Raw genomic sequence first — 13042 nt, 5'->3', positions numbered from 1 at the left:
ATGATGACGACAGACGCCGAGACCGCATTCAACGCCTATCTCTCGGTCCGCCATCGCCTGCCAGGGGCCACGTTCGGCACGAACTGGACAGCTGCGTCGTCGCTGGAGAACATCGCGGAGGCGTTCGATCTGATCCTGCTCGACGCCTATGGCGTGTTGAACGTTGGCGAAACGCCGATTGACGGCGCGGTCGAAAGGATTGCGGCGCTGCGGGCGGCGGGCAAGCGAGTCATGGTGGTGTCGAACTCCGCAGGGTATCCCAAGGCGCGGATGATGCAGCGCTATACCCGTCTCGGTTTCGATTTCAGCCCGTCCGAGGTGGTCACAAGCCGCGAAGCACTGCTTGCGCATCTCGCCAGCATGCCACCCCGGAGATGGGGCATGATGCTTAACGCGGTCAACGGAACCGACGACCTGAACGGGATCGACGCGCATGTCCTTGCGGACGACCCCGCCGCCTATGACGCAGCCGAAGGCATCCTGCTGGTCGGCTCGGACGGCTGGACGGATGCGCGCCAGGATATGCTTGAAAATTCGCTGTGCAAAAATCCCCGGCCGGTGATCGTCGGCAACCCCGATATTGTCGCCCCGCGCGAGGGCGGGTTGTCACGTGAGCCCGGCTATTTCGCGCACCGTCTTGCCGATGTCACGGGGATCGAACCGCGGTTTCTGGGCAAGCCCTTTGGCGAAATCTACGATCTTGCTCTGGCACGCCACGATCCGCTGCCGCCCCCTGCCCGGGTGCTGATGGTTGGCGATACGCTGCACACCGATGTCCTAGGCGGGCGGCACATGGGGTTTGCCACGGCACTGGTGATGAATCACGGCCTGCTGGCCGGGATGGACGCCGACACCGCGGTAGGCCGGTCCGGCATCGTGCCGGATTTCGTCATCGGCCAGATATGAACGCCGCCTGAGACGGTCCCGGAGCACCCCGACCGAGCGGCAGATCGGCCTGCACCCCAGCCGGTCATGTATCCCCCATATTGCTAAGGATACTCTCGGCATTGATGATTGATTGCGCGATCTCTGTCGTGGTCGCTCTTTTCGCCATCGCCTGCTTGCGTATCAGATCGTAGGCTTGCCTCTCGGTAATTCCGCGATGCCGCATCAGGATGAACTTGGCGTCATTCACCTTTTGCACATTATCGAGTTTCTCACGCAGCTTGGTGAGGTCTTTTTCAAAGTGTAACTGCTCCTGCTGGAACCGGCGCGCCATCAGCATACTGCTCAACACACCTGCGGCACGCACCGGTTTCATCAATACCGAATGCGCCCCGATCTCGAAAATCAGATCGAGAACCGAAGGGTTTTCATAGCCGATAATGGCCACGACCGAAGGCGATTTCGGGCTGCTTCCGATAAATGACTTCAGCCTTTGCGCGTTTTGATCCGTTACATCGACAAACACCAGATCGAACTTCTCCGGCAGCGTTTTGGGCACCGGCCACATATGGTCAAAATTACACCCGATCCTGTTGACTTGCTGCATCAGCTCGTCGGCGCTTCTGTCCCTCGGGTGGACGACAAGCGCATGAAGATCCCTGAGATCCTGGATCGGATCACTCATGCTAACGCCCGCCTCCGGCCACTTTCAGCGTCCGGAAGCTCCAGTCATGGATGGCTGGAAACACCAGATAAGGGTCTGGCTTGATCGCGCGGCGCACCTTGGCCTCGATGACGAATTCACCGTTGTTATCGACCTTTGCGATTCGCGATTGCAGATAAGTGTGATTGTTGTCGGGGTCTATCTTGATTTGCCCCTGAGGGGCGTCGAAACTCGCGCCCAGCAACGCCTCTCGCAAACATTCGGTATCGATCTCACCCGTCTCTTCAAGCGCAAGAGCAAACATATGGACCTGGCTATAGGTCGCTTCGCAACAACTGGTGACATCCACTGTCGAACCGAATTTTTCCTCATATGCCTTGAGGAACCGGCGATTGGCCGGTGAATGGACCGAGCGGAAATACGGTGCGGCGGTGATGTGCCCGGCCGAAGCTTCAGGACCTATGGCGTCGATCTCCCCTTCATTCGTGGTCAGGCTGGCAATTGGACACTTTCGACCGTCCCCACCGGCCAGATGATAGGCTTTATAGAACTCAATACAGGCTTGTCCGACAACTGTCGAAAAAATTGCATCGGGCTTCACCTTCATGATCTCGTCGACGACGCCGGAGAAATCCGCGGCTTCCGCCTCGAGGTCGAAATAGACTTCGCCCGTGACTTCCCCGCCGCCCTGGCGAAGAACATTGCGCATGACGCGGTTGGATTCCCTCGGATATATGTAATCGGACCCGACAAAGAAAACGCGTTTCCCATAGGTGTTCATCAGGAAATTGGCCAGCGGAACGCTGTTCTGGTTCGGACATGCACCGCCATAGATCACGTTGGGAGAATACTCGAAGCCTTCGTAAAGGGTCGGATAGAAAAACAATGCGTTCCGGCGTTCGACAACGGGCAGCACTTCTTTGCGCGATGACGACATATAGCAGCCGAAAATCACACTGATCTTGTCTTCGACGATCAGTTTTTCTGCCAGTTCCCCGTATCGTTTGACGACCGAGGCCGGATCATAGCGAACGGGCTCCAATGGACGACCGAGCACGCCGCCTTTCGCATTGATCTGATCGATCGCAAGCAACGCCCCGTTCAGTTGCGATCGCTCGATAATCGACGTTACCCCCGTCACTGAAAACAGCAGCCCGATTTTCCAACTTTCCAACGAAGAAATCCCTTTCAAAACTGTCGAAATGAAACAATTCCATCTCGGTACTGGGCCTGTATCCTGATCACGGCGCTTCCGTCAGGAGGCGAGAAATCTCCGTGATCGCCAAGCAGATACCCGGCCAGAGGAAACTCCAGGTGGCGCCTTATCGCACGCCGAAGCCCCCGTGCGCCAAAGCGTTTATCATAGCCTTTCGACGCAACAAAACCTCTAACCTCGTCGGAAATTTCAAGCCAGAGGTCATGTTTCTTCAGGCGCCTGTTCAAACGTTCGAATTCCACATCGACAAGCGCTGGCATCTTGTCGCTGCCGATCCAGTTGAACGTATCGATATGATCGATCCTGTTCACCAGTTCCGGTGGAAATCGCTCCAGCAGGCAACGCATGACGATGTCATGCGCGCGTTCGCTCCGCGGTTTGGAGACACTGGTCAGCCGCGCCCAGATCGCGCGCGGGGTAAATGCGACCGCGTCGTCGAGCGCCATCAATTCCCGCGCTCCGAGGTTGGATGACATAAAGATCAGGCTGTTTCTGAAGGAATATGTGCGCTCCCCCGAAGCTACGGTCAGGATACCATTGTCGAATACGTTCATCAGGGCAAGCACCACTTCGTTGCTCGCTTTTTCGAGTTCGTCGAACAGAACCAGCCCCGGAAGGTTCCGGGTTCCTTCGATCTTTTCCTGATCCAGAATGGTCGTCCCTTCCTTGGACCCCACATATCCCGGCGGTGCGCCCGTAAGCGCGGCGGCATAATGCTCCTGCGAGAGCGTGTTCATATCAATCCTGCAAAACGCATCCGCATCGCCATACATCGCCCGTGCAATCGTACGGACCGTTTCCGTCTTGCCCACCCCCGTCGGACCGCAAAAGAGCACGGATGCCAGAGGTTTTCGCGGATCGCCGATATCGGCACGAACGACCTTCAGGATTTCCAACACCTGCCCGATCGCCTCGTCCTGCCCGATGATCGCCGCGCGCAGTTCGGCCTCGACCAGATCGAGATCGAATGAAAAGCGCGATGCAAGAGCACGCGCAGAAGCTGCTTTGTGATCGGCCCTCCCGACAGCGCCGGCATTTTCATCCGCCAGGGCGGCTTCGAGCTTTTGTTGTCTCTGGGTGTCATGCATCCGGTCCGTCAGGAAAGGCATGTCCGCTCCTACCAATTGAACTGAGGATGAGCGGCCCGGCCGGGCCGCCCATATAGCTCATGAACGATCATTTCGCTTCTTTTTCTTTGGCGCCTGTCGGCAAGCCTCCGACGGGACAGCAGGCCACGCCGATCGTCGAACGCGTGAAGGACTCGACATGCTCGCGCGTTTTTTCCGCGTCATTGACCCAGTTGCGATAGAACTCGAACGGACATTCCGCCACGCCCTTGTCGCCATCTCCCGAGGCATGAATGCCCGTATATCCACGGTGCAGCAGCTTGAAGAGATGGTTCTGCGATTGATCGTTGGCGCGCGCATCGCGAATTTCCGGGATCGAAAGCTGGGCATACTGGATACCCATCTCTTCCTCGCCGCATTCGCCCAGGGTACGCCCGTCGAATCCGATGATCGCCGAGTGTCCGAAATAGCTGTAGACACCGTCGAAACCCGCAGCGTTGGCCACCGCGACATAGCTGTTGTTGGCCCAGGCCATGGCTTTGGCCATGATGACCTGCTGATCTTTCGCGGGATACATGTATCCCTGGCAGCGAACGATCAGTTCCGCCCCCTTCATCGCGCAATCGCGCCAGATTTCGGGATAGTTGCCATCGTCGCAGATAATCAGGCTGACCTTGAGGCCTTTCGGACCTTCGACAACATATGTCTGATCGCCGGGATACCAGCCTTCGATCGGGTTCCAAGGCAGGATCTTGCGATATTTCTGCACGACCTCACCCTTGTTGTTCATCAGGATAAGCGTGTTGTAGGGCGTCTTTTTCGGATGCTCTTCGTGACGCTCCCCGGTAAGCGAAAAAACGCCCCAGGTATTGGCCTTGCGGCACGCTCTGGCGAACACTTCCGTTTCGTCGCCGGGAATGCTGGCGGCCGTTTCCATCATCTCGTCAGGGTCGTACATGATACCCTGCGTGCTGTATTCCGGGAAGATCACCAGATCCATGCCGGGCAGGCCCTGCTTCATTCCAATGATCATGTCCGCAATCTTTTCTGCGTTCTCCATGACCTCGGCCTTGGTATGAAGCCTTGGCATCTTGTAGTTCACAACCGCGACACCAACCGTGTTGTCGCTGCTTGAAATGTCACCATGTCTCATTTTCTGGTCCTTTCCTGTTGGTCCTTGATGGTGGATTGTCCTGACCGGTCAGAATGTCAGGTGTTTTTCGACAACGTCGTCGGTGAGGTCTTCGGATTTCCCGCTCAGAACGACGCGCCCCTTGTCCAGCACCAGAAAGCGGTCCGATGCTGTTCGTGCAAACGGCACATTTTGCTCGACAAGGATGATGCCCAGCCCGCGTTCCCGATTGAGCCGGACAATCGCATCCTCGATCTGTTTCACGATATTGGGCTGAATGCCCTCCGTGGGCTCATCGAGGATGAGAATCTTGGGGTCCATGGCCAGCGCTCTGGCAATCGCCAGCTGTTGCTGCTGACCGCCGGACAAATCGCCGCCGCGGCGTGAAATGAACTCGTCGAGAATCGGGAACATCTCGAACAGGTAGTCCGGTATGTCACGCTTGCCGTCCGGTCGGGCAAATGTGCCCATGAGTATATTCTCGCGAACCGTGAACTGGGGAATGACTTCACGGCCTTGCGGGATATACGCGATCCCGAGCTTCGATCTCTGGGGCGTAGACAACCCCAGTATGTCCTGGCTCCCGAAGGCAAGCCCGCCTTCGCAACGATCCGTCAGCCCCATGATGGATTTGAGAAGCGTGGTTTTCCCGACGCCGTTCCGTCCGAGCACCGCCAGAAACTCACCGGGGTCCAGATCGAAAGACACCCCCAGGATCACCGGGCTCTTTCCGTAAAAGGAATACAGGTCTCTCGCTTGCATATTTTCCATGATCAATGCCCCAGATACGCTGTTTTCACGTCTTCATTGGTTTCGATTTCCTCGATCGAACCCTCTGCAAGCATCGCGCCACGGTTCATCACGATGATCCGGTCGGCGACGGTGCGGACGAACGACATGTCGTGCTCGACGACAATCAGGGTGTGGCTGTCGCTCAGGGATCGGAAAATTTCGGCGGTTTTCTCGGTTTCCTGAATCGTCATGCCGGCGGTGGGCTCATCCATCAGGATCAGCCGGCTGTCCTGCGCAATCAGCATGGCGATCTCCAGCCATTGCGTCTCACCATGTGACAGGTTGCCCGCCAGTTCTTCACGCTTCGAACTCAGGTCGACCCGTTCCAGAATTCCTTCCGTCTCCCGCACGTCAGAAAGAGAGAAACGCGTCAAAGCGCTCCACAGCCCCGGTCGCCGCGATCTTGCGACCGACAGGTTCTCGGCGACGGTCAGATCCCTGTAAACTGAGGGAACCTGAAACTTGCGGCCAATACCAAGACGGGCACGGCGAAACTCCAGCATCTGTGAAATTTCGGTTCCATTCAGCCGTATGGACCCGCCCGTTGGCTGGGTCTTGCCGCAGATCAGATCCAAAGTCGTGGACTTCCCCGCACCATTCGGCCCCAGCAGGCAAAGAATCTCTCCTTCTTCCACGGCAAAGCTGAGCCCGTCCACGGCGCGCAGACCGCCGAATTCTACATGCAGATCGGTGACTTGCAGTTGCTGCATGGTTATTGCTCCTGCCCGGTTTCGAGTTGAGTTTTTGACGAGGGGTCTATGCTGGCGGCATTTCCCTGCCGCCCCGCCCGCCGAAGTTTCGCCGCGAGTTCGGACAGCAATCCGTAGATGCCGCGCGGCATGAACATGACGACAAGCACGAAGATCACGCCCAGCATGAGGTGCCAGCCTTCAACGAATACGTCCGAAAGCCGCCCCTCGAGCATGTTGACGATAATCGCCCCGAACGCCGCGGCAATGACCGACTCCCGCCCGCCGACAGCGCACCAGATGACAATCGCCAGACTGAACGAAACGCCCATGTAGGTTGGCGACGCGAATTCCAGCACCATCGTGTAAAGCATCCCCGCCCACCCCGCGAGCGCGGCTGAGATGCAAAAAACCGCTGTCTGATACGTTGCGACGTTGTAGCCGAAGAAACGCGTCCGATCGGCATCCTCGCGAATGGCGCGAAGGACCAGACCGAATTTGCTGTGGGTCAGGTAAACACCAACGGCAAGCGCAACGGCCAGGCACCCTGCAACGAGGTAGTAAAACCCCATGCTGTAGGGATCGACCGTCCAGCCCGGAAGCGACAATTGCGCCAGGCCGGTCAGCCCGTTCTGCCCTCCGGTCAGGCCTTGCTGATCAATGACCAGAAGCTGGAACGCCACCAGAAAAGCCAGCGTGATGATTGCCACGAAAACACCGGCAATCCGGGCGCGGAACATGAAAATCGCGATCAGCCCTCCGACGAAAGCAGGGATCAGCAATCCGGCCAGCAACGTGAAGGCAAGGGATTCGAAAGGCATCCATATCAAGGGAAGTTCCGGAACGTTGTTCCATCCCATGAAATCCGGCAGCCCATTGCTTGCACGCAGTTTCAGGTGCATGGCCATTGCATATGACCCCATGCCAAAGGTCGCGGCCTGCCCCAGGTTGAGCAGTCCAGCCGTGCCCCATGACAGCGCCAGAGCCATGGATACGATCGCCAATGCGAGGTATCGCGCGAACGTGTTGAGTTCGAAACCGTCGTAGTTCATCAGAGCCGGAACTCCGAATACAATCACGACCGTAAAGATCACGAGCGCCACGAGATCGTAGTGGAATCTGGAAGTCATACTGGTTTCCTCAGCGACGTGTTTCTGTTGGGAAAAGCCCGCGCGGACGGAAGCGGATCAGGAGAATGATGCCCGCCAGAACCGCAATGCGGCCCAGGGTGTCGTTCATGATCATCGAGAACAGCGCCGTCGCTTCGCCGATCAGAACCGAGGCCGTCGCCGCACCGATCAGGCTTCCGAGCCCACCGACGATTACGACAAGGAAGGCATCCACGACCAGACCCGTTCCCATTGTCGGGATCGTGCTGAACAGCGGGGTAATCAACGCCCCGGCAATCCCCGCCAGCCCTGCCCCATAGGCAAAGGTGATCGAGTAGACGCGCTTTGACTCGATCCCGTAGCATTCCGAAATGCTGCGGTTCTGGATAATGGCACGGAGTTTCATACCAAACTCGGTCCGCGTCATCAGAAGCCAGCTTCCCCAGAGAACGGCAATCGAGAAGAAAATCACGAACAAGCGATAATTCGACATGATCAGGGGGCCGATTTCCGTGTTCCCGGAAAGCAGTTCTGGCCCTTTGACGAAACGCGATTCAGCCCCGACGCCAAGGCGAACGGCCTGTTGCAGAATGATCCCGATACCCCATGTCGCAAGGATCGTGTCCAGTGGCCTGTGATACAGGTTCTGAACGACCACCTTTTCAATCACCCAGCCGACCGCCCCCACCGCGACGAACACCAGGGGCAATGCCGGAAGAATACCAAGGCCCGCATAGGTCTGGAGCGCCCATGTCGCGTAGGCGCCGAGCATGACGAACTCGCCATGTGCAAGATTGATGACCCCCATCGCGCCATAGATGATCGCGAGGCCAAGGGCGATCATAAGCATGATCGACGCCATGCTCAGCCCGGCAAACAATTGATTAGCTATCACGTCCATGAAAACGCCTTTCCCACGGGTCCGGCCCATGTTTCAGAGCCGGACACTGTTTCCTGTCTGGAATTGCTTGCGATGTTCAGGCTTTGACCAGGCCTTCACCCGTGCAGGTCTGGCCGTCATAGGCGGCGTAGGGCTTGGGCGCGATCCGCTCCGTTGACTCCACCAGCACCTCGGCCTGACCGTTGGTCTGCCATTGGCCGATTTTTGGCCAAAGATGCGTGTGAAGGTTTTCGTCGATCAGAATTTCGCCCTGCGGAGCGTTGAGTGTCAGCCCGACCGCCGCATCGCGAATGGTTTCCGGCGTGATGTTTGCCGGGTCCAGTTTCTCGAGCGCCGCCTTGAACTGGTAGACCTGGAAATAGGCCGCCTCGCTGACGAAATGCGTGACCTGATCGGCCCCGTAGCGGGACTTGTAGGCTTCCACGAATTTCTCGTTTTCCGGAGTGTCGTGCCCCATGAAATATGGTGCCGAGGAAAAGTGCCCCGCCGCGGCTTCGCCGCCGATCGCTTTTACCTCGACTTCCGAGCGCGTCAGGCTGACAACCGGCATCTTGGCGGGATCGAGTTCAGCCGCATGATACTGGCGCGCAAACGCCACGTCGGAATCGCCCACCACCGTGGCAAAGATGACATCGGGCTGTTCAGAGCGGATCCGGTTGATTACGGAACTGAAATCCGAGTGCCCCAGAGGCACGTATTCCTCATGAACCACTTCCCCGCCGTATTCCGAAAGCAGCGTCTTGCAATAGTTGTTCTCTTCCTTGGGATACACATAGTTGTTCCCGATCATGTAGAACCGCGGACCGAAATTCTCGATGGCCCAGGGGATCAGTTCGTCCTGCTGCTGGTTCGGCACGGCGCCGCCATACATGACGTTCCTGGAACACTCGCGCCCCTCATAAAGCGTCGGATACCAATAGAGGTTCTTGCGCTGTTCCGTCACCGGCAAGACAGCCTGCCGACTGGCCGAGGTATACGATCCGAAGACGCTGACGCACTTGTCGCGGATCATCAGACGGCGGGCGCGGTCGGCATAGGTCGCGGGGTCCGAGGCGGGATCTTCGATGATCGGGCGTAGCTGCCGGCCATGAATCCCACCTGCCGCATTGATCTCTTCGATCGCCATGAGGGCAGCGTCATGCAAGGTGCTTTCCACCACGGCCACCGCGCCGGTGAGCGAGAAAAGCAGACCGACGGGAATATCGTTGCCCTGCGCCAAAGCGCGACTTGCCGAGGTCAGAAGTGCCGGTGTCGAGAGAATGCCAGCCGTTCCGACAGCTCCAACCCCACCAAGAAAATCGCGGCGTTTCATTTAGTTATCTCCTCTGTTGTTTTTGAGCGGCCATTTGAAACGGCAACAAAAAAGGCCCTCCAACGCAGCTGGATCGCTACGGTCGGAGAGCCTCTTTGCTCATTATATTTTCAGGTTCGCATTTGAACCCGAAACAATCGTTCAGCAGAAAGTTCTTTTTTGCAAGAAAATTATATTTTTTAAATTCATGTACTTACCAAAGTACATACTGCCCTTCCGGCACGCCCCGTGTTCTGGAAAACCCCGACAGAACCCTCCGGATCAAGGGCTGCCGCTCCGCCCTTACCCCGCCGACACGCCGCGTGCCGACCAGCCCCAGAAACGGGCCAGCATGAACACCGCGGCACAGGCCAGCCCGATGGCAAGACCCAGCCAGATACCGATGCCCTCCAGTCCGAGCGCAAACCCCAGCACATAGCTGGCGGGCACGCCGATAGCCCAATAACTGAGCGCGGCGATGACCATCGGCACACGCGTGTCCTGCACGCCACGAAGCAGGCCAAGCGCCATGACCTGCCCGGCATCGACCAGCTGAAACAGCGCCGCCGCCGCCAGCAGCCCCACCCCGATCCCGATCACCGCCGGACGGTCGGGATCGTCGGGGCTCATGAACAGGCCCATGAGAGGCTCGGGCAAGGCCAGGAACAGGCATACCGTCACCGCCGCCGCAACAAAGGACAGGACCAGAACCACCGCCGCTCCGTCGCGCAATGCCTGCCCGTTCCCCCGTCCATGCGCCTGCCCGGCGCGCACCGTCGCCGCGTTACTGAGCCCCATGTGAACCATGAACATCACCGAGGTGATTTGCAGCGCGATGCCGTGCGCCGCCAGCGGCAACGCCCCCAGCCAGCCCATCATCACCGAGGAGGCGGCGAACAACCCCACCTCCGCCAGATTGGTGATCCCGATCGGCCAGCCCAGACGAAAGACCGAGATCAGCGCCTCGGGATCGGCGCGCCAGATACGCTGGAACAGCGCATGCTCCGGCGTGGCCCGCGCGACATAGATCGCAAGCGCCAGAAGCGAAGCGATATTGACCGTAAGCGAGGCAATGGCCGCACCGCGCACCCCCAGTTCGGGAAAGCCCCAGTTGCCGAAGATCAGCGCGTTGTTGACCAGAATGTTCAGCCCGACAGCGGCCATCGTCACCCACAGCACGACCTGCGTCCGTTCGAGCGCGGCGAGGTAGGATTTCAGCACCATGACCAAAAGCGCAGGCAAAATGCCCCAGCCCATGATCGCCAGATATTGCCCCGCCAGGACCGACACGTTCGCATCCTGTCCGAGCATCAGAAAAACCGGCGTTGACCACACCATCACCGGCAGGCAGGCCAGCCCGAACATAACCGAGGCCCATCCCCCCATACGCGTGACCCGGCGGATCTGGGTCTCATTGCCCGCCGCCTGCGCCGAGGCCACCATCGGCATCACCGCCCAGGCAAAGCCCGATCCCATGATGAACAACACGAAGAACAGGGTGCCGCCCAGTACCTCGGCGGCAAGCGCCTCGACCGAATACCAGCCCAGCATCACCGCATCGGTCAGCGTGATGGCGAACTGCGCCACGTGGCTGCCGATCAGCGGCAGGCCAAGGCCAAGGATGGCGCGGGCGTGCTGGCGATATGTTATGCGGGTCGTCATGCCCTGCCCTTAGGCGCGGGCACGCCACAGCGCAAGGACGAAGGCCCGCTACAGTGCTGCGCGCAGCAATTGCAGCGCGAGCGCGGCAATCACAACACCGGCCACGATCTCGATCAGCGGCAGGGCACGGGCCGAACCACGCCCCTGCCCATTCGCCAGCCGGGCCAGAAGCCCCGCGCGCAGCGTGACCGAGGCCACCGCCACGGCCACCGTCACGCTGGCCGTGCCGAGCCCCATGATGAAGGCCCCGGCGATCCCCGCCAGATCCAGCCCCATGCGCCACGTCAGGATCAGCAGGAACAGCGCCCCGGTGCAGGGCCGGATCGCCACCGCGGCGACCAGCGCCAGCGCCTCGCGCAGCGAATGGACCTGCGCGGCCTCCTCCGCCGTGGGGCCGTGGCGATGACCGCAGCTTGCGCAGGTGCCATCGCCTTCGTGATCATGATCGTGGTGATGTCCGTGGGAAGGATGATCATGACCGCAGCCTTGCATTTGCACCCGCCCCGCGCGCCGCCACCGGCGCAGCCCGCGCCACGCCAGCCACAGCCCGACCAGCGCAATCGCGCCATAACTGGCGGGCTCCATGATCCGCTCGGCCACGCCGGTCATGGCCTGACGCGTCAGCCCCAGCAGAAACACACCGGCATATACCAGCACTACCGCCGTACCCGCCTGTGCAAGGCTCGAGGCCAGCGCCAGCCCGGAAAGGCGCATCAGCGGCACCCCGGCGCCCAGACCGTAGCCGCCGATCAACAGCTTGCCATGGCCCGGTCCCGCCGCATGAAAGAACCCATAGGCGAAACACAGCCCCCACAGCCCGCTCAACGCCGCCCAGTCCCCGGCGCGCAGGCGACGCAGGTATCCGGCCATGCCCTGTTGCACCTCGCGCTGGCCCTCAGAGGCCCAACGCATCACATCGCCTGCGCCGCCAAAACCCCAGAGCCAGACAGTCAGCGCAAGAACCGACAAAGCACCGATCAGGAGGAGGGCGCGCATGTCACCTCGAACGCATCGGCATAATGAATCCCCACCTGCACCTCCTCGAAAAAGCCCTCGTCGGCGCTGTTGCCCATCCTGGCCACGATGGCGTCGGCGGCCTTGCTGTCGGCGCGCTCGACGGTCACCGCGCACCCGTCGCTCAGCCCCGTGACCTCTTTCAGCGTCAGCGCGGCGTAATAGGACGGATCGTAAGGGCGCCCCACCAGATCGTCGGCAGACACCGGATCGAAATGGCGGATATGACGGCTGACGATCCGCCCGCCCTCCATCCCGATATGGGTGGGCGTCGGCGGACCAAGCGCAATCTTGCGCGCGCCGTCATACAGAAACAGCGCGCCCTCGAACCCATCTGGCCAGTCGGTCAGGTCGAACCCCATCAGCGCGGCGCGCTCATCCTCAGTCAGCACCATGTCGCCATCAGGGTCCAGCCCGCGATCCTCCAGCACCAGCAGGGAAAAGAAATCGTCATAGCTCCACGTCACTTCGACACCGCTCAGGCGGCCATCGGGCTGAGAGACAAAGCGCAGGCCGACCTCGACAAACACATGCGGATGCGCCTGCGCTACGGGCGCAGCCAGCAAAGCACAGCCAAGGACGATCCAGCGGGTCATGCGGCATGTTTAGGGCCGACCCGC

Annotated in this window: 13 protein-coding genes; 1 reads left to right on the top strand and 12 read right to left on the bottom strand. The window is 59.6% G+C overall.

Translation table 11 applies throughout. The features are described from left to right. On the top strand, positions 1 to 906 hold the full coding sequence (locus BUB53_RS06175; RefSeq protein WP_143163152.1) for an HAD-IIA family hydrolase: 906 nt from the start codon (positions 1 to 3) through the stop codon (positions 904 to 906). A gap of 64 nt (positions 907 to 970) precedes the next feature. On the opposite strand, the gene BUB53_RS06170 is transcribed toward BUB53_RS06175, so the two are convergent. The 12 genes from BUB53_RS06170 to BUB53_RS06115 all read right to left on the bottom strand — a co-directional run bounded on the left by BUB53_RS06170 (position 971) and on the right by BUB53_RS06115 (position 13018). Further along, the gene (locus tag BUB53_RS06170; protein ID WP_073033833.1) at positions 971 to 1570 is read right to left on the bottom strand and encodes an ANTAR domain-containing response regulator; all 600 of its coding nucleotides are present in this window, start codon (positions 1568 to 1570) and stop codon (positions 971 to 973) included. Position 1571: 1 nt separating this feature from the next. Beyond that, positions 1572 to 2723 carry a transporter substrate-binding domain-containing protein gene (locus BUB53_RS06165; RefSeq protein ID WP_229709490.1) on the bottom strand — a complete coding sequence of 384 codons (1152 nt, stop codon included), beginning with the start codon at positions 2721 to 2723 and terminating at the stop codon, positions 1572 to 1574. Positions 2724 to 2737: 14 nt separating this feature from the next. After that, a complete protein-coding gene (locus BUB53_RS06160) occupies positions 2738 to 3874 on the bottom strand; it encodes an AAA family ATPase (RefSeq protein WP_073033832.1) in 1137 nt (378 codons plus the stop codon). A 67-nt stretch (positions 3875 to 3941) separates the two neighbouring features. Further along, complete coding sequence (locus BUB53_RS06155; RefSeq protein ID WP_073033831.1) at positions 3942 to 4985, bottom strand: aliphatic amidase; 1044 nt, start codon at positions 4983 to 4985, stop codon at positions 3942 to 3944. Positions 4986 to 5033: 48 nt separating this feature from the next. Next, on the bottom strand, positions 5034 to 5735 hold the full coding sequence (gene urtE, locus BUB53_RS06150) for an urea ABC transporter ATP-binding subunit UrtE (protein ID WP_084728937.1): 702 nt from the start codon (positions 5733 to 5735) through the stop codon (positions 5034 to 5036). A gap of 2 nt (positions 5736 to 5737) precedes the next feature. Continuing rightward, on the bottom strand, positions 5738 to 6466 hold the full coding sequence (gene urtD, locus BUB53_RS06145; RefSeq protein ID WP_073033830.1) for an urea ABC transporter ATP-binding protein UrtD: 729 nt from the start codon (positions 6464 to 6466) through the stop codon (positions 5738 to 5740). Between the two features lie 2 nt (positions 6467 to 6468). Next, on the bottom strand, positions 6469 to 7575 hold the full coding sequence (urtC, locus tag BUB53_RS06140) for an urea ABC transporter permease subunit UrtC (protein WP_073033829.1): 1107 nt from the start codon (positions 7573 to 7575) through the stop codon (positions 6469 to 6471). 10 nt (positions 7576 to 7585) lie between these two features. Beyond that, positions 7586 to 8455 carry an urea ABC transporter permease subunit UrtB gene (gene urtB / locus BUB53_RS06135; RefSeq protein WP_073033828.1) on the bottom strand — a complete coding sequence of 290 codons (870 nt, stop codon included), beginning with the start codon at positions 8453 to 8455 and terminating at the stop codon, positions 7586 to 7588. Positions 8456 to 8531: 76 nt separating this feature from the next. Further along, positions 8532 to 9767, bottom strand: coding sequence for a transporter substrate-binding domain-containing protein (locus tag BUB53_RS06130; RefSeq protein ID WP_073033827.1), 1236 nt, complete (start codon positions 9765 to 9767; stop codon positions 8532 to 8534). Positions 9768 to 10049: 282 nt separating this feature from the next. Beyond that, positions 10050 to 11408 carry an MATE family efflux transporter gene (locus BUB53_RS06125; protein WP_073033826.1) on the bottom strand — a complete coding sequence of 453 codons (1359 nt, stop codon included), beginning with the start codon at positions 11406 to 11408 and terminating at the stop codon, positions 10050 to 10052. A 48-nt stretch (positions 11409 to 11456) separates the two neighbouring features. Then, complete coding sequence (locus tag BUB53_RS06120) at positions 11457 to 12404, bottom strand: nickel/cobalt transporter (RefSeq protein ID WP_073033825.1); 948 nt, start codon at positions 12402 to 12404, stop codon at positions 11457 to 11459. Further along, positions 12386 to 13018 (bottom strand): DUF1007 family protein, encoded by a 633-nt coding sequence (locus tag BUB53_RS06115; RefSeq protein ID WP_073033824.1) that lies wholly within the window; start codon positions 13016 to 13018, stop codon positions 12386 to 12388. The genes BUB53_RS06120 and BUB53_RS06115 overlap by 19 nt, the downstream gene beginning before the upstream one ends. Between the last annotated feature and the right edge of the window lie 24 nt (positions 13019 to 13042).

It is taken from the genome of Roseovarius pacificus, assembly GCF_900142665.1.
Classification (GTDB): domain Bacteria; phylum Pseudomonadota; class Alphaproteobacteria; order Rhodobacterales; family Rhodobacteraceae; genus Roseovarius; species Roseovarius pacificus.
The sequence above is the reverse complement of the archived record's forward strand: the minus strand, read 5'-3'. Positions and strand labels throughout refer to the sequence as shown.

Bases quoted from the DNA above. Each gene is read 5' to 3' on its own strand.
- BUB53_RS06175 (WP_143163152.1), top strand. From the start codon at position 1: ATGATGACGACAGACGCCGAGACCGCATTCAACGCCTATCTCTCGGTC.
- BUB53_RS06170 (WP_073033833.1), bottom strand. From the start codon at position 1,570: ATGAGTGATCCGATCCAGGATCTCAGGGATCTTCATGCGCTTGTCGTC.
- BUB53_RS06160 (WP_073033832.1), bottom strand. From the start codon at position 3,874: ATGCCTTTCCTGACGGACCGGATGCATGACACCCAGAGACAACAAAAG.
- BUB53_RS06155 (WP_073033831.1), bottom strand. From the start codon at position 4,985: ATGAGACATGGTGACATTTCAAGCAGCGACAACACGGTTGGTGTCGCG.
- urtE (WP_084728937.1), bottom strand. From the start codon at position 5,735: ATGGAAAATATGCAAGCGAGAGACCTGTATTCCTTTTACGGAAAGAGC.
- urtD (WP_073033830.1), bottom strand. From the start codon at position 6,466: ATGCAGCAACTGCAAGTCACCGATCTGCATGTAGAATTCGGCGGTCTG.
- urtC (WP_073033829.1), bottom strand. From the start codon at position 7,575: ATGACTTCCAGATTCCACTACGATCTCGTGGCGCTCGTGATCTTTACG.
- urtB (WP_073033828.1), bottom strand. From the start codon at position 8,455: ATGGACGTGATAGCTAATCAATTGTTTGCCGGGCTGAGCATGGCGTCG.
- BUB53_RS06130 (WP_073033827.1), bottom strand. From the start codon at position 9,767: ATGAAACGCCGCGATTTTCTTGGTGGGGTTGGAGCTGTCGGAACGGCT.
- BUB53_RS06125 (WP_073033826.1), bottom strand. From the start codon at position 11,408: ATGACGACCCGCATAACATATCGCCAGCACGCCCGCGCCATCCTTGGC.
- BUB53_RS06120 (WP_073033825.1), bottom strand. From the start codon at position 12,404: ATGCGCGCCCTCCTCCTGATCGGTGCTTTGTCGGTTCTTGCGCTGACT.
- BUB53_RS06115 (WP_073033824.1), bottom strand. From the start codon at position 13,018: ATGACCCGCTGGATCGTCCTTGGCTGTGCTTTGCTGGCTGCGCCCGTA.